This window comes from Nocardia sp. NPDC051929, from assembly GCF_044548645.1.
GTDB lineage: Bacteria > Actinomycetota > Actinomycetes > Mycobacteriales > Mycobacteriaceae > Nocardia > Nocardia sichangensis.
In genome coordinates this window covers 299,472-317,065 of sequence record NZ_JBIUCG010000003.1, presented here as the reverse complement: position 1 = coordinate 317,065, position 17,594 = coordinate 299,472, and the positions used below count along the sequence as shown (strand labels likewise).

At 69.5% G+C, this 17,594-nt stretch carries 13 protein-coding genes; 5 read left to right on the top strand and 8 right to left on the bottom strand.

The window, feature by feature from the left end:
* Positions 1–4 precede the first annotated feature (4 nt).
* From ACIHAX_RS05765 to ACIHAX_RS05755, 3 genes are all read right to left on the bottom strand, one after another.
* On the bottom strand, positions 5–1,120 hold the full coding sequence (locus ACIHAX_RS05765; RefSeq protein WP_397275996.1) for a type III PLP-dependent enzyme: 1,116 nt from the start codon (positions 1,118–1,120) through the stop codon (positions 5–7).
* Between the two features lie 163 nt (positions 1,121–1,283).
* On the bottom strand, positions 1,284–3,782 hold the full coding sequence (locus ACIHAX_RS05760) for a DUF3516 domain-containing protein (RefSeq protein ID WP_355070326.1): 2,499 nt from the start codon (positions 3,780–3,782) through the stop codon (positions 1,284–1,286).
* A 69-nt stretch (positions 3,783–3,851) separates the two neighbouring features.
* Complete coding sequence (locus ACIHAX_RS05755) at positions 3,852–4,796, bottom strand: PAC2 family protein (RefSeq protein ID WP_355070327.1); 945 nt, start codon at positions 4,794–4,796, stop codon at positions 3,852–3,854.
* Between the two features lie 280 nt (positions 4,797–5,076).
* Here ACIHAX_RS05755 and ACIHAX_RS05750 point away from each other — a divergent pair, with 280 nt between their 5' ends.
* Both ACIHAX_RS05750 and ACIHAX_RS05745 read left to right on the top strand, forming a co-directional pair.
* The gene (locus tag ACIHAX_RS05750; RefSeq protein ID WP_397275994.1) at positions 5,077–5,775 is read left to right on the top strand and encodes a sensor domain-containing protein; all 699 of its coding nucleotides are present in this window, start codon (positions 5,077–5,079) and stop codon (positions 5,773–5,775) included.
* 436 nt (positions 5,776–6,211) lie between these two features.
* Positions 6,212–7,291 carry a DUF4192 domain-containing protein gene (locus ACIHAX_RS05745; RefSeq protein WP_397275992.1) on the top strand — a complete coding sequence of 360 codons (1,080 nt, stop codon included), beginning with the start codon at positions 6,212–6,214 and terminating at the stop codon, positions 7,289–7,291.
* A gap of 185 nt (positions 7,292–7,476) precedes the next feature.
* On the opposite strand, the gene galE is transcribed toward ACIHAX_RS05745, so the two are convergent.
* The gene (gene galE, locus ACIHAX_RS05740) at positions 7,477–8,457 is read right to left on the bottom strand and encodes a UDP-glucose 4-epimerase GalE (RefSeq protein ID WP_355070332.1); all 981 of its coding nucleotides are present in this window, start codon (positions 8,455–8,457) and stop codon (positions 7,477–7,479) included.
* Positions 8,458–8,460: 3 nt separating this feature from the next.
* The gene (locus ACIHAX_RS05735) at positions 8,461–9,147 is read right to left on the bottom strand and encodes an iron dependent repressor, metal binding and dimerization domain protein (protein ID WP_355070334.1); all 687 of its coding nucleotides are present in this window, start codon (positions 9,145–9,147) and stop codon (positions 8,461–8,463) included.
* Between the two features lie 209 nt (positions 9,148–9,356).
* Here ACIHAX_RS05735 and ACIHAX_RS05730 point away from each other — a divergent pair, with 209 nt between their 5' ends.
* The 3 genes from ACIHAX_RS05730 (at position 9,357) to ACIHAX_RS05720 (ending at position 13,766) form a co-directional block, all read left to right on the top strand.
* Positions 9,357–10,628: an acetoin utilization protein AcuC gene (locus ACIHAX_RS05730; protein ID WP_397275989.1), complete on the top strand. Its 1,272-nt coding sequence runs from the start codon at positions 9,357–9,359 to the stop codon at positions 10,626–10,628.
* Positions 10,621–13,293 (top strand): GNAT family N-acetyltransferase, encoded by a 2,673-nt coding sequence (locus tag ACIHAX_RS05725; RefSeq protein ID WP_397275987.1) that lies wholly within the window; start codon positions 10,621–10,623, stop codon positions 13,291–13,293. Before ACIHAX_RS05730 ends, ACIHAX_RS05725 begins: the two co-directional genes overlap by 8 nt.
* A gap of 170 nt (positions 13,294–13,463) precedes the next feature.
* Positions 13,464–13,766, top strand: a complete 303-nt coding sequence (locus ACIHAX_RS05720; RefSeq protein WP_356961560.1) for a DUF4333 domain-containing protein — start codon at positions 13,464–13,466, stop codon at positions 13,764–13,766.
* A gap of 164 nt (positions 13,767–13,930) precedes the next feature.
* Here ACIHAX_RS05720 and ACIHAX_RS05715 read toward each other — a convergent pair whose 3' ends face one another.
* The 3 genes from ACIHAX_RS05715 to ACIHAX_RS05705 all read right to left on the bottom strand — a co-directional run bounded on the left by ACIHAX_RS05715 (position 13,931) and on the right by ACIHAX_RS05705 (position 17,450).
* Positions 13,931–14,899: a sigma-70 family RNA polymerase sigma factor gene (locus tag ACIHAX_RS05715; RefSeq protein WP_355070340.1), complete on the bottom strand. Its 969-nt coding sequence runs from the start codon at positions 14,897–14,899 to the stop codon at positions 13,931–13,933.
* A gap of 194 nt (positions 14,900–15,093) precedes the next feature.
* Complete coding sequence (locus ACIHAX_RS05710) at positions 15,094–16,611, bottom strand: methyltransferase (protein ID WP_397275984.1); 1,518 nt, start codon at positions 16,609–16,611, stop codon at positions 15,094–15,096.
* 95 nt (positions 16,612–16,706) lie between these two features.
* Positions 16,707–17,450: a VOC family protein gene (locus ACIHAX_RS05705; protein WP_355070344.1), complete on the bottom strand. Its 744-nt coding sequence runs from the start codon at positions 17,448–17,450 to the stop codon at positions 16,707–16,709.
* Positions 17,451–17,594: the final 144 nt, after the last annotated feature.

Sequence of the window (17,594 nt, the reverse complement as noted above, 5' to 3'; positions counted from 1 at the left end):
AAACTCACTCTCGCTCAGCGCCCGAGACATGAACGGTCAAGGGCGGAAAACCATTGAAGGACACCGACGAATAGCTCGCGGTATAGGCACCGGTGTCGAGGATTCGAACGCGATCACCGGCTCGCAACGTGGTCGGTAGGAGGACTCGCGTGCGTTGATACAGTACATCGTCGCCGTCGCAGGTCGGACCGGCCACCACCGCCTCGTCGACGGGGTCGCCGTCGCGATCGGTGACGAACCGGTAGGCGATGTACTCGTTCTCTGTCTCGGCCATGCCGTTGTAGCGGCCGATGTCGAGATACACCCAGCGCCGACCGTCCGGCGCGGTGCGGACGCCGACGACCTCGGCGTGAATCGTGCCCGCCGAACCGACCAGTGCCCGGCCCGGTTCGACGACCAATCCGGTATTCCCGGAAAGGAATTCGGCCGCCGCGTGTTTCACCACCGCGGCGATCTCGCCCAGCGCGGGCGCCGCGTCGGCGTAGGAGATCGGCAGCCCGCCGCCGATGTTCACCGAGCCGACCGGGATATCCTTGTCGGCCAATGCCTCGGCGATCCGGCCCGCCTGCTCGATGCCGATCCGCCACGCGGTGGGATCCAGTTGCTGAGAGCCGACGTGGAAGTAGGGTCCGGCGACGACCAGCCCGAGATCCCTGGCCCGGACCAGCAGCCGGAACGCCTCGCCGGGGCTGCAGCCGAACTTCGTGCCGAACGGGGTGCGCGACTCCGGCGCCGAGGCGAGGAAGCGGCACTCCACCTCGGAGCCGGGCGCGTGCTCGGCGATGCGCAGCAGATCGTCCTCGGTGTCGAAGGCGAAGCGGCGCACCCCGAGGGCGTAGGCGCGGGCGATGTGCGCGGCCTTCTTGATCGGGTTGCCGTAGCACAGCCGCTCCGGCGCCACACCGAGTCCGAGGCAGAGGTCGATCTCGCCGATGCTGGCTACGTCGAATTCCGCGCCTTCCTCGTCCAGCAGGCGCACGATCTCCGGCACCGGGCTCGCCTTCACGGCGAAACGGATCCTCGTCGCGGCGCCCGTGCCCGCGGACAGGGCGGCGTCGAGCGCGCGGTAATTCTGGCGGACACGCTCGGGATGGATGACAAGGTACGGCGATTCGGGCATAGTTGATCTTTCGCTTCGGCAGCGGGGGAGAGAGTATCAGCGGCCCCTACCCAGTAACGAATCCGTCCAAACCTGGATTCGCCCCATGGTGGCGCAACCCTGTCATCAGGCCGCGACGGAGCTGCTGACCTGCGGGAACAGGTGGCCGGTAGGCGATGCGGGCTCAGCCGGCGGACACGGTGACGTCGTCGAAGACGACCTCGCCCGCGGCGTCGGACTCGGCCAGATCGACCACCGCGTCGATCGACCAGCCGTGGTCGCCCGCCGGGTCCTCCAGCACCTGCCGTACATGCCAGAATCCGGGTCTTCGTTCCACTTGGAACAGTTGCGGTCCCCTGGCGTCGGGTCCGGTTCCGATGCGCTCGTATTCCGCGTAGTAGTCCGCGAGTGCCTCGGCCCAGTCCGGGCCGGGACCGAGTGCCGCCAGCTCGTCCCAGCGTCGCAGCGCGGCCAGTTCGACCCGGCGGAACATCGCGTTGCGGACCATCACCCGGAACGCGCGTTCGTTGGCGGAGATCGGGCGGACGGTTTCGGCGCCGAACGCGATCTGGTCGGCGTCGGTCTCCGCGCCCGGGTTGGTCAGTTGCTCCCATTCGTCGAGCAGGCTCGAATCGACTTGCCGCACAAGCTCTCCGAGCCACTCGGTGATGTCGTCGAGTTCTTCGGTGCGCGCCGACTCCGGCACGGTGCGCCGCAGCGCGCGATAGGCGTCGGCGAGGTAGCGCAGCACCACGCCCTCGGATCGGGCCAGCTCGTAGAAGGAGATAAGTTCGGCGAAGGTCATGGCGCGCTCGATCATGTCGCGCACCACCGACTTCGGCGCCGGCGCGAACTCCGACACCCACGGGTGTCCGGCTCGGTAGGTCTCGAAGGCCGGTTCGATCAGTTCGGCCAGCGGCTTGGGCCAGGTCACCTCTTCGAGCAGTTCCATCCGCTCGTCGTAGTCGATGCCGTCGGCCTTCATCTCCGCGATGGCCTCGCCGCGCGCCTTGTGCTGCTGGGCCATGAGCAGCTGGCGCGGATCCTCCAACGTGGATTCGATGAGCGACACCACGTCGAGGGTATAACTCGGGGACTGTTTGTCCAGCAACTCCAGCGCGGCCAGCGCGAACGGTGACAGCGGCTGGTCGAGGGCGAAGTCACGCTGCAGGTCGACGGTCAGGCGGGCGCGGCGCCCCTGCGCGTCGGGTTCGGGCAGTTGCTGCACCACCCCGGCGTCGCGCAGCGCCCGATACAGCCGGATGGCGCGCAGAATGTGCCTGCGCTGGGCGGGCCGCGGCTCGTGGTTGTCTTCGAGCAGATGGCGCATGGCGGTGAAGCAGTTGCCCGGCCTGGCGATCACATTCAGCAGCATGGCGTTGGTGACCGTGAAACGCGACACCATCGGCTCCGGCTGCGCGGCGACCAAGCGGTCGAAGGTCTCCTCACTCCAGGAGACGAAGCCTTCCGGCGGTTTGCGCCGCTGCACCTTGCGCTGCTTCTTGGGATCGTCGCCCGCCTTGGCCAGCAGCCGAGTGTTCTCCACCTCGTGCTCCGGAGCCTGCACGACGACGGTGCCCATGGTGTCGTAACCCGCCCGGCCCGCGCGGCCCGCGATCTGGTGGAACTCCCGCGCCTTGAGCCTGCGTGTGCGCACGCCGTCGAATTTGGTCAGCCCGGTGAGCAGCACCGTGCGGATGGGCACGTTGATGCCGACGCCGAGGGTGTCGGTGCCGCAGACCACCTTCAACAGGCCGTCCTGGGCCAGGCGTTCCACCAGTCGCCGGTACTTCGGCAGCATGCCCGCGTGATGTACGCCGATGCCGTGCCGGATCAGCCGCGACAGCGTCTTGCCGAACCCGGCGGCGAACCGGAATTCGCCCAGCGCGTCGGCGATCGCGTCCTTCTCGGCGCGCGTCGCGAAATTCACACTCGTCAGCGCCTGCGCGCGTTCGAGCGCGGCGGCCTGCGTGAAGTGCACGACGTACACCGGAGCCTGGTGGGTGGTGACCAGCTCTTCGAGCGTCTCGGTGATCGGGGTGCGGGCATAGGAGAAGCTCAGCGGCACGGGGCGCTCGGTGCCCGCGACGATCGCGGTGGAGCGGCCGGTCCGGCGCTCCAGGTCACGGGCGAAAAAATCGACCTCCCCGAGGGTGGCCGACATGAGCAGGAACTGGGCGCGGGGAAGTTCCAGCAGCGGGACCTGCCAGGCCCACCCCCGATCGGGGTCGGCGTAGAAATGGAATTCGTCCATCACCACTTGGCCGACGGCGGCGTCCGCGCCTTCGCGCAGCGCCAGATTGGCCAGGATCTCCGCGGTCGCGCAGATGATCGGCGCGTCCGGATTCACCGCGGCGTCGCCGGTGACCATGCCGACGCGTTCGGCGCCGAATACCTCGCACAGGGCGAAGAATTTCTCGCTCACCAGCGCCTTGATCGGAGCGGTGTAGTACGTGCGCAGGCCCTGGGTGAGGGCGAACAGATGCGCGCCGACCGCGACGAGTGACTTTCCGGAACCGGTTGGGGTGGCGAGGATGACGTTGGATCCGGATGCCAGCTCGAGCAGCGCCTCGTCCTGCGCGGGGTAGAGCGGGGTGCCCTGCTCGGCGGCCCAGATGCCGAACGACTCGTAGAGCGCGTCGGCGTCGGTCCCCGGGATGTCGAGCAGTTCGGTCAGATCCACTCCGACAACCCTACGGCCTCGCCCGTGAGCACGTTTGCAGGGGCGATCGGGACCAGGCGGCCGGGCGGATCAGTCCTGTTCGCCCTCGTCGTCGCCGGTGTAACGGCCTTGCTCGGCGAGGAATCGTTCGAATTCGGCGCCCAGCTCGTCGCCGCTGGGCAACTCGCCGTCACCGACCAGCAGGCTCGACTGGCGTTCCTGCGCGGTGACGAAGCTGTCGTACTGCCGCTCCAGCGCGTGCACGACGGTCTCGACCTCGGCATTGCCCGCGATGTGCTCGTTGACCTGTTCGCGTACCCGGGCGGCGGCCTCGCCGAGCGCGGCCAGCGGGAACTCCAGGCCCGCGTTGTCGGCGACGTTCTCCAGCAGCGTCTGCGCGGCCTCCGGGTAGGCGGTCTGTGCCAGGTAGTGCGGCACGTGCACCGAGAAGCCGACCGACTCGTGACCGTGCTGCGCCATGCGGAATTCCAGCAGCGACGACGCGCTGCCAGGAACCTGCAGCTCGCCCGGCCACCGCTGGTGCTCGGAGATCAGGTCGCGGTTGGAGGAGTGCGCGGTCACGCCCAGCGGGCGAGTGTGCGGAATCGCCATCGGGATGGCGCTCAGGCCGATGCTGCGCCGCACGCCCAGCTGGTCGGCGAGCAGCCGCACCGCGGTGGTGAACTTCTCCCAGCGTAGGTCCGGCTCCAGACCCGCGAGCAACAGGAACGGGGTCCCCGCGGTGTCGCGCAATGCCCAGAGGTTGAGTTCCGGCTCGGCGTAATCGGAGAAATGATCGGTCTTGAACGTCATGAGCGGGCGCCGCGAGCGGTAGTCCAGCAGCTCGTCCACGTCGAACGAGGCGACCAGTTCGCTTTCGAGGCTTTCGCGCAGGTGCGTGGTCGCCAACCGCACCGCGTGCCCGGCGTCGGTGAAGCCTTCCAGTCCGTGCACCAAGACCGGGCCCGCGCCGTCGGCGGACGACAGCTGCGGAGCGGGGAACTCCAGTTCGTACATTCGCGACTCGTAGTCCATCGCGTACTCCTTCCTGCGCGGCTCCTGCGGCCCGGACGCGTGCCTCACGCGCCAGTGTGGTTGCCTGCCCGATCGTTCGCCACTCCTGGTGGTGCGAGACGAGCAGTCGTCCGAACCGGGGACCACTGTCCATTGTCCCCCATGCCGTCGCGGTCGCCGCGCACGGCCGGACACCGACCCGTACTCCGAGCCAACAGCATCGGTGGGCCGCGCATTCCCGGCCCGGCGGCGTGGCATCGCCGACCGGACACGAGGAGTTTGGCACAGTGGGGATGTGACCGTGGCGGATTCGAGGCGCATGCGGCTGGGCCGGGTGGCACCCGTCGTCTGCGCGGTGCTGCTAGCAGGATGCGGGTCGACGGTACCGGGGCGCCCGGTCTCGTCGGCGCCGACCGCGGTGACCCGGCACGTCAGCGCGGAACTGCCGAGACTGCTACCGGATCCGAGCCAGTTTCCACCGCCGTACGCGGCGGTGGTGCTGCCCCAGGACGCCGTGGCTCAGGCGGCGGGCGACCTGGACGGCATGGGCCGCGGTGCGAACGTCCAGCCCAGCCGGTGCGTGCCGCCGAATCAGGACTTCGGGCCCGATCGCACCGCGATGGCGGTCGGCACGGACGACGCGACCCGCGCGACGCTGACCGTCGAATTGACCCGCAGCGGCGAGCCGCTGGCCGCCCTGCGCGCCCGGCTGGAGCAGTGCGGATCGGTGCGGGTCAACCGAGCGGGCGCCGCTACCACCGTGACGTCCGAGTTGGACTCGCCGCCGCCGATCGACGCCGACGACACCCTCTCGCTGCGCAGGACGGTGCGGCCGGAGTCGGGAGGCGCCCGGCTGACCCAAACGATGCGCACGCACGTCGCGCAAGTGGGGGACGTGCGAATCTCGGTGACCTACATGTCGTTCGCCGAGGGCGAACCGGATACCCCCGCGCTGGATGCGCTGTTCGCCACGGCGGTGCGCAAAGTGCGCGAGAGGTAGCGCGGGCGGCACGGTAGCAGGCGCCTCCGACACGAATCGCGATACCGCCGTCGTGTCGGTCGAGTCGTGCACAGCGCGAAGCGGATTCCCCAGGGCGGCGGAATCGCCAGGTCGGCGTCGAAGATCGGAGTCCACCGAGCCGCATGGTCGAAGCATGACCACTTCCGCGAACCCGTTTCGAGCCCCCGAACCGGTCGATGCCGGACATGCAGGCATGGACGACGAATCGCGGCCGGATGCCGGCCGCAACCATCCATCGAGGTGCGGCGCTCGCTCCGACACCGCGCCACGCGCCGTTCCCGCAGCGATCGCCGCGCCGCACTCGCATTCGCGCGCGGCGGAGGACGGAACAGACGCGTGGACTCCCGGTGGTCGATCTCGGCACGCTCGATGCGGCGAAGATCCTCCGCAGTTCCATGGTGCTCCGGAACATGTTGTGTGCGTAGATGATCCGGCGGAGTTGATTGCCGCGGTGCCCGCGATGCTCGGATTCACCCCGGAACGGTCGGTGGTCGTGCTCGTCCTGCGGCACGGGACGCCCGGCGGTGCGACGGTCGACGCGGTGGTGCGCTTCGATCTGGATTCGCCCGGTGGCCGCCGCGTGCGCGGTGCGACGCTGGCGGCCGCGGTCGCGCGGATCTGCGCGCACGACCAGGCGGCCGAGGTCATGGCCGTCGTCGTCGACGAACGCGCCGTGGAGCCGAGCGCCGACCGGTCGAGATGCGCGGCCGGACGATTCGACGCGCTGGTCGGCTCGCTCGGCAGGCGGCTGGCAGCGTGTGACATCTCGCTGGCCGGGGTCTGGGCGGTGCCTGCGATCGCCGCCGGGCAGCAGTGGTGGACCTTGACGGGACCACGGCGGCGCGGAGTGCTCCGTGATCCTGCGGCCTCTCTGGTGACGCTGACCCACGTGCTGGAAGGCAGGCCGATCCGCGGTTCGCGTTCCGAACTCACCGGTCTGGTCGCGCCCGATCCGCTCGCATGTGCCGAGATGGCGGCGCACCTGCCGGACGCGCTCGCGCGTGCGGGCGAACGCTACGCCCGGGCCGCGCGTCGCGGCGATCCGATCGGATACAGCAGGCAAGCGCTGGACTATGTGCTGTGGCAGATCGCCAACACCGCCTCGGGCGCGGCGCTGATGGCGCCCGAACTCGCGAAGATCACCGCGGCCCTGCGCGATCGGGCGGTGCGGGACACGATGTTCGCACTGGCCGTGGGCGACCACGCCGCCGCGGCGGAGGCGGTGTGGATCGCGCTGACCCGCGCGCTGACCGGCGCGGATCGTGCCGAGGCCGCCGCACTGCTCGGCTACAGCGCCTACGTCCGTGGTGACGGACCACTGGCGGGCATCGCGCTGGAAGCCGCGCTGGAGGCGGATCCGGGGCATCCGATGGCGATGCTGCTCGACACCTCGCTGCGCCTGGGCATGCGCCCGGAACAGTTGCGTCGCCTCGCGTGCAGCGGCTACCGGACCGCCGCTGGTCTCGGTGTCGACCTGGGGGAACCGGCGCCGTGAAGCCGGATATGCGGATCGGTGACAACGAGTTCGCGATGCTGCCCGCGCCGGATCACCGTGACGATTCGGCGGAACACCGTGCTTCGTCCGGGCAGGTGTCGTCGCGGCGCAATCGGCTCCGGGGCCGTTGCGTCGGCGCCGCGGCCCGAGTCGGTGCGGGGTCGACTCGGACCGCAGGTGGCGGATTATCGCGCGCTGTGCGCGCGGGAGCCGAGCGATCGGAGGAAAGCCCAAGCGTCGGTGACGATTTCGTCGAGATCGTTGTGCTCGGGACGCCAGCCCAGCTCGGTGATGGCGCGTTCGCTGGACGCGATGAGCGTCGCCGGGTCGCCGGGACGACGGGGCGCGTCTTGCGCGGCGATCGGCAGGCCGGTGACGCGCTCGCAGGCCGAGATCACCTCGCGAACGGAGAATCCGGTGCCACTGCCCAGGTTGTAGATCCGGTGGGTGCCCGGCTCGGCGGTCGTCAAGGCCAGCAGATGGGCCTGAGCGAGGTCGCGGATGTGGATGTAGTCGCGGACCGCGGTCCCGTCGGGGGTGGGCCAATCGGTGCCGAAGACCGAGATCGCCTTGCGGTGCCCGGCCGCGACTTGCAGGACCAGCGGGATGAGATGCGTTTCCACCACTCGGTTCTCGCCCAGTCCGCCATAGGCGCCTGCGACGTTGAAGTACCGCAGGCTGGTCGCCGCCAGCCCATGCGCGATCGCGTAGGAGGTGATGGCATGGTCGATGGCCAGCTTCGACGAGCCGTACGGATTGGTCGGGCGGGTCGGGGCATCCTCGGTGATCGGCACCTGCTCCGGTTCCCCGTAGACCGCGGCGGTGGAGGAGAAGACCAGCCGCGGCGTTTCCGTGCGCCGCATCGCCTCCAGCAGCTCGAACGTCTTCACGACGTTGCCGTGCCAGTACTTCTCCGGCTGCTGCACCGACTCGCCGACCAGCGACTGGGCCGCGAAATGCAGAACAGCGTCGAAGGGTTCGGCGGCCAGCAGCTCCGGCGCGGCGACCGCCACGTCACCCTGGACGAACCGGGCGGCGGAGGGCACGCCCTCGGCATTGCCGGTGGACAGATCATCGACCACGATCACCTCGTGGCCGGCTTCCAACAGAACTTGGGCGCAGACGCCGCCGACGTAGCCCGCGCCACCCGTGACGAGAAGTCTCACGTGTCAGGCCAGCTTCACCTGGACGGCGTGCGCCATCTCGTCGGGCAGTTCGAAGCCGTCGTGGCCGGGCACGGTGATGATCACCGAACCCTGCCTCGTCTCCACCGTGACGCGGGCGTCGGGCACCACGCCCGCCTCCCGCAGCCGGCCGATGACTTCGGGGTCGGTCTGGATGTGCTCGGCGAGCCTGCGCACGACGACGGCGTGCTGCTGGCCGTTCGGCAGATCCGACAGGCGAAGCAGCGTCTCGTCGGCGGCGGCCGGCGGAATGATGCCCAGTTCGTCCAGGCCGGGAATGGGGTTGCCGTACGGGGAGGTGGTGGGGTGGTTGAGCACCTCGACCAAACGGCGCTCGACGTCCTCGCTCATCACGTGCTCCCAGCGACAGGCCTCCGCGTGCACGTTCTGCCAGTCCAGGCCGATGATGTCGACCAGCAGCCGTTCGGCCAGCCGGTGCTTACGCATGACCGCGACGGCCATGCTGCGCCCCTTCTCGGTCAGTTCCAGATGACGGTCGCCGGCGACCAGCAGCAAACCGTCACGTTCCATGCGCGCGACGGTCTGGCTCACGGTGGGACCACTCTGTTCGAGGCGCTCGGCGATCCGGGCGCGCAGGGGCACCACGCCCTCCTCCTCGAGGTCGTAGATGGTACGGAGATACATCTCCGTGGTGTCGACCAGATCCTTCACCTGTTACCCCTTCGTCGGCACGAATTCTACCCACGCACGACGGCACCCCCGTGTGCCGGATCGTGTCGCTCCACGCTGCGCACGACATCTCCGGCGGCATTGCGGGAACGTGATCGGCGCACGGCAGGCGGCCGTGAGCATACTTTCTTGTATTTGTACTGCATAGGAACGTTTCGCGGGGTTCCTTGCTTCCCGCTAGCGTTGCGATCATGGCCACTGCACCGCGCGGCGAACCTCGGGCGCCGATTTCGCCCGGAACGAGCCGCCCCGCAACTGTCGTCTGGACCGAGCGGTTCCTGGATTACCGCTGGACTCCGGAGCACCCGATGCAGCCCGCGCGCCTGAAGTTCACCATGGCGCTGGCGGAAAGTCTCGGCTTGCTCGATGGCGTCGAAGTGCTCGAGCCCGCCGCCGCGGAACGCCCCGATCTGCTGCGCGTCCACACGCCCGACTACCTGGACGCGGTCGAACGCGCCGTGCCGCCGGTGGGTTCGCCTGCCGCTCCACCCTTCGGTCTCGGTTCCCCGGACAATCCGGTTTTTCCGCGAATGCACCAGGCGGCGTCCACGATCGTCGGCGGCACGCTGGCCGCGGCCAGGGAGATCGCGGAGGGTCGCACCAACCGGGCGGTGAGCATCGGCGGCGGCATGCACCACGCGATGGCCGATTCGGCGGCGGGGTTCTGCGTGTACAACGACGCGGCGGTGGCCATTTCCTGGCTGCTGGACCACGGTTTCGACCGGATCGCCTACATCGATGTGGATGTGCACCACGGCGACGGCGTGCAACGGGCCTTCTACGCCGACCCCCGGGTGCTGACCATCTCGCTGCACCAGCATCCGGCCACCCTGTGGCCCAACACCGGTTGGCCGGAGGAGATCGGCGTTGGCGCGGCGGAGGGCACGTCGATCAACCTGCCGTTGCTGCCGGGCACCCGGGACGCTCAGTGGCTGCGAGGGTTTCATGCCGTGGTCCCGGGCGCGGTGGAGGCATTCCGTCCGCAGATCGTGGTCAGCCAGTGCGGGGTGGACAGCCATCGGGAAGATCCGCTGGCCGACCTGGAACTCACCGTCGACGGACAGCGCGCGGCCTTCCGCGCCATGCGCGAACTCGCCGACCGCTATGCCGAAGGACGCTGGCTGGCCGTTGGTGGTGGCGGATACGGGTTGGTCCGGGTGGTGCCGCGGGCCTGGACCCACTTGCTGGCCACCGCGTTGGATCGCACCATCGATTCCGCGACAGCGATCCCGCAGGACTGGATCGACCTGATCGGCGCGGCGGTGCCGCGGGCGGACCCGCCGCGCACCATGGGCGACGGCGGTGACATCGCCTACCGTCCATGGGACGGCCCCGGCGGCACCGGTGAGACCGGTGACGTACGGGTCGATCGCGCCCAACGTGCCGTCGACATGGCCGTGCTGGCCACCCGCCGAGCGACTTTCGGGTTGCTGGGTCTGGACCCGGAGGATCCTCGTGACTGACTTTCCCGACACCGCGGACACTCCCGCCACCCCGCCCCCGCCGCCGCAGCACTGGTTCGCCGACGTGCTCGCCTCCGACGGTGGCGTCGTACGACTGCGCCCGATCACTCCCGCCGACGCCGAGCGGCTGCAGGAGTTCCACGGCGCGCTGTCGGACCGCACCAGGTATCTGCGATATTTCGGCCCGTACCCCAGGATCTCGCCGAAGGATTTGTATCGCACCACGCATGTCGACTATCACGACCGGGTCGGCCTGGTGCTGGAACTCGGCGAGGCGATCGTCGCGGTGGGCCGCTACGAGTTGCTGGAGCGGGACGGGCCGCGGGCGGCGGAGGTCGCGTTCGTGGTCGCCGACGGCCATCAAGGGCGCGGGCTCGGCTCGATCCTGCTGGAGCATCTGGCCGGCGCCGCCGCCGAGAACAAGATCGAGACCTTCGTCGCCGAGGTGCTCGCGGAGAACACCGTCATGGTGACGGTCTTCCGCGACGCGGGCTACCAGGTCGAGCGCAGCCGGGACGGGTCGGTCCTGCATCTCGAGTTCGCCATCGACCCCACCGAAGCATTGCTGTCGGTGCGTGATTCGCGCGAACGCGCATCCGAAGCGCGCAGCGTGGGCAATCTGCTCACGCCGCGATCGGTGGCGGTGATCGGCGCTACCCCCGCGACCGGGCGGGTGGGCGGGGCGGTGCTGGCGAATCTGCTGTCGGGTCTGTTCCAGGGGCCGGTGTTCCCGGTGAACCCGAACCGCAAGTCGGTGCGCGGGGTACGGGCGTACGCGACGGTCAGGGAGATTCCCGACGAGGTCGATCTCGCCGTGGTCGCGGTGCCGCCCGCGGCGATCGGGTCGGTGCTCGACGACTGCATGGCCAAGGGGGTCAAAGGCCTCGTCGTGCTGACCGCTGGTTTCGGTGAGACCGGCGCCGGGGGGTCGGCGGCCGAACGCGAACTGGTGGCGGCCGCTCGTGGGCACGGCATGCGCGTGGTCGGGCCGAGCGCGCTCGGCATCGCGAATACCGATCCGGCGGTCGCCATGAACGCGACCCTCGCCCCGGTGTTGCCCGGTCGCGGACGTATCGGCTTCTTCTGCCAGTCCGGGCCCTTGGGCGCGGCCATCCTCGGGGAGGCGGCCGCCCGCAATCTCGGTTTGTCGACGTTCGTGTCGGCCGGTAACCGTGCCGACGTCTCCGGCAACGACCTGCTGCAGTACTGGGACAGCGACTCGGACACCGATGTGGTGCTGCTGTACCTGGAAAGCTTCGGTAATCCGCGCAAGTTCTCCCGGATCGCGCGCCGGGTGGCCCGGACCAAGCCGATCGTCGCGGTGAGCAGCGGCCGCTCGGTCGCTCAGCCCGCGGGGGACATGGACCGGTCGATCGTGCGGGATCTGTTCGCCCAGGCCGGAATCGTCCAGGTCGACTCGATCTCCGAACTGTTCGACTGCGCCGCTCTGCTGGGCTATCAGCCGTTGCCGCGCGGCTCGCGGCTGGCGGTCGTCGGCAACAGCGCGGCGCTCAACTGGCTGGCCGTCGACGCGGCGCAGGGGGAGGGCCTCGAGGTCGGCGAGCCGGTCAACCTCGGTCCGCAGGCGACGCCGGGCGCGTATCTGGACGCTCTGGTCGCAGCGTTGCGCTCGGACGAGACGGACGCCTTGATCGTCGTTTTCGCACCTCCGGTGCCGCTGCCGACCGCCGGTTTCGCCGACGCGATCCGAGCGGCGGCGGCCGCGGTGCCCGAGGCGAAGAAGCCGATTCTCACCACGTTCGTCGCCGAGCAAGGGATTCCGAACCTGCTCGCGGTGCGTGGTCCCGGCGCCACGGCGGCGCACGGCTCGATCCCGTCGTATCCGGATCCGGAGCGCGCGGCTCGAGCGCTGGCCCGGGTGCGGCGATACGCCGCATGGCGAACCAGGCCGGTCTCGCCGGTGGTGCGGCCGGAGGGCATCGACACCGACCGCGCGCGTCGATTGGTGGCCGATTGGATGGCCGGTTCGGGCGGTCGGCGGCTCACCGATCTGGAAACGGTGGAACTGCTTGCTTGCTATGGCATCTCGGTCGTCGAGTTCCGCGAGGTGCGCAACGCCGAGGAGGCCGTCGCCGCCGCGGAAGAACTCGGCTACCCGGTAGCGGCCAAGGCGACCGGCGAATTGTGGCGGCGTAGACCGGATCTCACCGGCGTCCGGCTCGATCTGTGGCGTCCCGAAGCGGTGCGACAGGGATACGCGGACTTGGCGGAGTTGTGCGGTGATCCGGTACTGCACATCCAGAAGATGGCCACCAAGGGTGTCGGCTGCATCCTTCGCGTCCAGGACGACCCGTCGTTCGGCTCGGTGATCGAATTCGGCCTGTCCGGTCTGATCATCGAGTTGCTCGGCGACCGCGCCTATCGGGCACTGCCGTTGACCGCCGACGAGGCGACAGCCCTGATCGACGCGCCGCGAGCCGCACCGTTGCTGTCGGGTACGCCGGCGAGTCCCCGCGTGGACAAAGCGGCCCTCGCCGAACTGGCCCAGCGCATTTCGGCGCTGTTCGACGACCTGCCGGAGATGCGGGAACTGTCCTTCGATCCGGTGCTGGCCTCGCCGACATCGGCGGAGATCCTGTACGCACGCGCCCGGATCGGCCCGCAGCCCAGCCGTTTCGACACCGGTCCGCGCCGGTTGGGTTGAGCCTCGGCGGATCCGCCGGGCGAATTCGCTGCGCAGCACGCCCCGCCTATCGCGTGGCACGGCTGAGACATCGGCTCGCACACGTCACACGCGAAATGTCCGATAACGGACGATCGCTTCTGCCGCGATCTGGGGATGTCACGTTCGTCCGTCAGAAAGGCCTGCTCGCCATGAAGATTCGCAGTGTTGCCGTCTTGTCGCTGCTCGCGGCGGCGCTCACCGCGTGTTCCGTCACAATCGGCACCCCGAAGGTGAAGGAGGCCGACTTGGAGAAGTCGGTCAAGGACTCGCTCACCGAGAAGGTCGGGCAGGAACCCGACGCGATCGATTGCCCCGGTGATCTCACTGGCAAAGAAGGGACCACCATGCGTTGCACGCTCACCGCGGCTGGGGACACGCTCGGTGTGACGCTGACGGTGACCTCGGTGGAAGGCGACACCGTGAAATACGACATCGCGGTGGACCAGAGCTGAGCCGACGCGGCGCGGAGAAGGGGATACGACACCGCCGACCGGCCCGCGCGACGCCCGGAGGGGACGGGCACGCGCGCATACCGGTCGGCGCGGGAAGGTGACCCCGGCGGAAGGGTCACCGAGCCGAACGCCGGCGCTGTCTCGGGGCGGCCGGCGCCGGACGATCAGCTGGCGTAGGCGCGGAGCCGGTCGGCCCGCTCACCCTTGCGCAGCTTCGCCATGACTTCACGCTCGATCTGACGCACCCGCTCGCGGGAGAGACCGAAGAGCTTGCCGATCTGGTCCAGCGTGCGCGGCTGGCCGTCGTCCAAGCCGAACCGCAGCCGGATGACCTGCTGTTCGCGCTCGTCCAGGGTGGCGAGCACGCTGCGCACATCGTGGTGCAGCAGACCGGCGATGACCGCGGACTCGGCCGAGGTGGCCTCGGAGTCCTCGATGAAATCGCCCAGCGGGGCCTCTTCGTCGTTGCCGACCGGCATGTCCAGGCTCACCGGGTCGCGGCTGTGGTCGAGCAGATCGGAGATCTTGTCGACCGGGATGCCGGATTCGTTGGCCAGTTCCTCGTCGGTGGCCTCGCGGCCCAGCTGCTGATGCAGTTCGCGCTTGATCCTGGCCAGCTTGTTCACCTGCTCGACGAGGTGGACGGGCAGGCGGATGGTGCGGCTCTGGTCGGCCATGCCGCGAGTGATGGCCTGCCGGATCCACCAGGTGGCGTAGGTGGAGAACTTGAAGCCCTTGGCGTAGTCGAACTTCTCCATGGCGCGGATCAACCCGAGGTTGCCCTCTTGGATCAGGTCGAGCAGCGGCATGCCGCGGCCGGTGTACCGCTTGGCGAGCGAGACAACAAGGCGCAGGTTGGCTTCGAGCAGGTGCGACCGGGCGGCCTGACCATCGCGCACGATCATCGCCAGATCACGCTTGCGGGACGCCGACAGTCGCTTGCCGGTTTCCAGCAGGTACTGCGCGTAGAGGCCCGCCTCGATGCGCTTGGCCAGCTCGACCTCGTCGGCAGCGGTGAGCAGCGCGGTGCGGCCGATTCCGTTCAGGTACACACGTACCAAGTCGGCGGCAGGGCTCTGAGCGTCGAGGTCCGAATCGCTGGTGCGCACACGAGTGGTGGCGGGGCTTGTCATGACTTGCCTCCTGTCGGTGGTGTCTCACTCCGATAAACGGACCCGACAGGGAGAAAGTTCCCCGTTACGGCTGGCATAAACCGCTCTGAGCAGCGGTTTTCGCCCTTCTCGTCTGAGAAGTTCCTGAGAAGCGCCGCAGCGCGGGGACGATCCCCGGCCAGGACCTGCACCGGCCGGCGCGCGGCTGCCGTTTCTCACACGGGCTTGATCAATCCGTGCCGTACCAGGCCGGTGACCACGGACAACGCGTCGGCGGCGAACTCGGTGCCCACCGCATCGGATCCATGGGCGAGCGCCAGCAGTTCGATCAGGTCGTACAACGGCAGGCCGTCGGCGTGCATTCCCGCCAGCAGTGAGATCGTCGCCTCATCCACTTCGTGCTGCCAGCGCGGACCGTCGCCGCGATGCAGTCGCGCGACCTCCGGCGCCCATCCCTCGGCGTCGTGCAGATACACCCGCTCCAGCGCCGTCGCCTCGTCCACGACGAAACGTGAAGACCAGGCGAGATTTTCGTCGCCGGCGACGGCCCGCAACCAGGCCGAGCGCTCGAAATACCGGAAGGCCTCCTCGCCGAGCGGATCATCGAAGCCGCGGGTGAGGTCCTCGGCGAGCAATTCGGTCGGCCCATCGATGGCGCGCAGGTAGACGAACCCGAACCCGATGCCCGCCACGTCGGCTGCCTCGAAAGCGTCCAGCCAGCGCTCCGCGCGGGCCTGCGTGGCGGGATCGCGCGGGTCCGCGCCCGCGTCGCGCAACCAGGTGCCCACGTACAGGGCTGGGTCGGCCACGTCACGTTGCACCACCCAGGCGTCCACCCCGTGCGCGGGCAACCAGGAGGAGACGCGCCCGCGCCAGTCCTCGTCGTCGACATGGACCCACGCGGCGAGCATCGCGGCGGTACCGCCGGGCGCCAGCAAGTCGGCGGCCTGCGAGATGACCAACTCGCTCGCGCCGTCCAGTGCGAGGCCGGAATCGCGATAGGTGTGCTCGACACGCCCCGGGCCCACCACGAACGGAGGATTGGCCACGACCTGGTCGAACCGCCTGCCCCGCACCGGGTCGAACCAGGAGCCTTCCACCAGTTCGATGTCCAGCTCGTTGAGCGCGGCGGTGGCCTCGGCCAGCCACAATGCGCGGGGATTGACATCGGTTGCGGTCACGCGCCGCGCGTAGGAGGCGGCGTGCACCGCCTGCACGCCGCACCCGGTGCCGAGGTCGAGCACCGTGCCGACCGGCCGGGTGGGTGTGGCGCGCAGCAGCGAGAGGGAGGCGTGGCCGACGCCGAGGACGTGATCCTCGGTCAGTGTGCGCCTGCGCATCGAGTCGTCGAGGTCGGAAAGCACCCACCGAGTGCCCGCGCCCGTGTCGAGCGGCCGCAGGTCGAGCGCCGCACGCACCTCGTCGCCCTCGCGCTCCAGCAGGCCCGCCGCGACCGCGCGATCCATCTCGACCGGCGCCAGCGCCGCGGCCACCTCCCGCTCGGGCAGCGCGTCGCCCAGCAGCAACAGACGGATGAGGGTGCCCAGCTCGCCTGCCGCGCGGGCCGCGCGGCGCACCGGTACCGGCTCCGACCGGCCCAGCGCAGCGTGCGCGTCGCCGAGCACCTCGAGCAGGGTGTCGGCGTCGTAGCCCACCCGGGTGAGCGCGGTCCGCAGATCCGGGCACAGCGCGGCGAGCAGCGATCCGGTGGTCGTCGATCGGTTCGTAGGCACACCGGTACTCTGCCACCGCGACCACAGGGCGCGGATCAGGTGCCCGCTGTGTTCCGCGGCACCGCGCTGCCACCTCGGGCCGCCGCCGGAGTCGGTCAGACCCCGCTGGGGTCGCGTCCGGTGACGCAGTACAAGGCGTCGCCGGGATCGCTCAGGACTATCCAGTGTTCGTGACGTTCCACCACGGTCGCACCGAGTGACTCGTGCCACGCGGCGGTGGCGTCGATGTCGGTGGCCGCCAGATCGACGTGCGCGCTGGTGGGGCGGTTCTCGCCGAGGCGCTGCAACAGCAGCTGCGCGGGCAGCTGCCGTTCCTCGGAGCGCAACCGGGCGAACTCCGGCCGTCTGCCCGGTTGATGGGTCCAGCCGGTCAGCAGCGTCCAGAAGCGGGTCTCGACCTCGTGATCGTCGGGGCCGATGTCGAGGCACACCTGGTCCAGGCGCGACAGCGCGCCGTCCGGAGCCCGGACGGCGGGCGCGGGCGTGCTGGTGGCGCGGCCGCTGGGAGTCAGGCAGAACGTCTGGCCGCCGGGGGATCGCAGGACGGCGTAGCCGGGATGGTTGGCGACCAGCTCGGCCCCGAGGCCGAGCGCGGTGCGCACGGCGGAGGGGATGTCGTCGACGTCCAGGTCGAGGTGGACGCCGCCGAGGCCGGTCACCGCTTGCATCTTGACGCTCGCCGCGGCGAACAGCGCCGGGTCCGGCAACAGGGTGAGGAACTCGTCGTTCGCGCCGCGCCGAGGGGAGAGCTCGGTGCCGGTGACCGTGGACCAGAACTTCGCGCAGTCGTCGAAACGCTGCGCCGGGCGGTCCAGGAAGACCCAGATCCACCGAATCATGTGCACTCCTGTCTTGTCGCCCGCAACAAACCGTGGCCGGTGATCGTGGTGCGCGAGGCCTCATGCGACCCTAGGGACGCGTGCCCGCCTTGTCGAGAAAATACCGGCGCCGCCATATTTGGCAGGAATTCAATGTTATGTGGC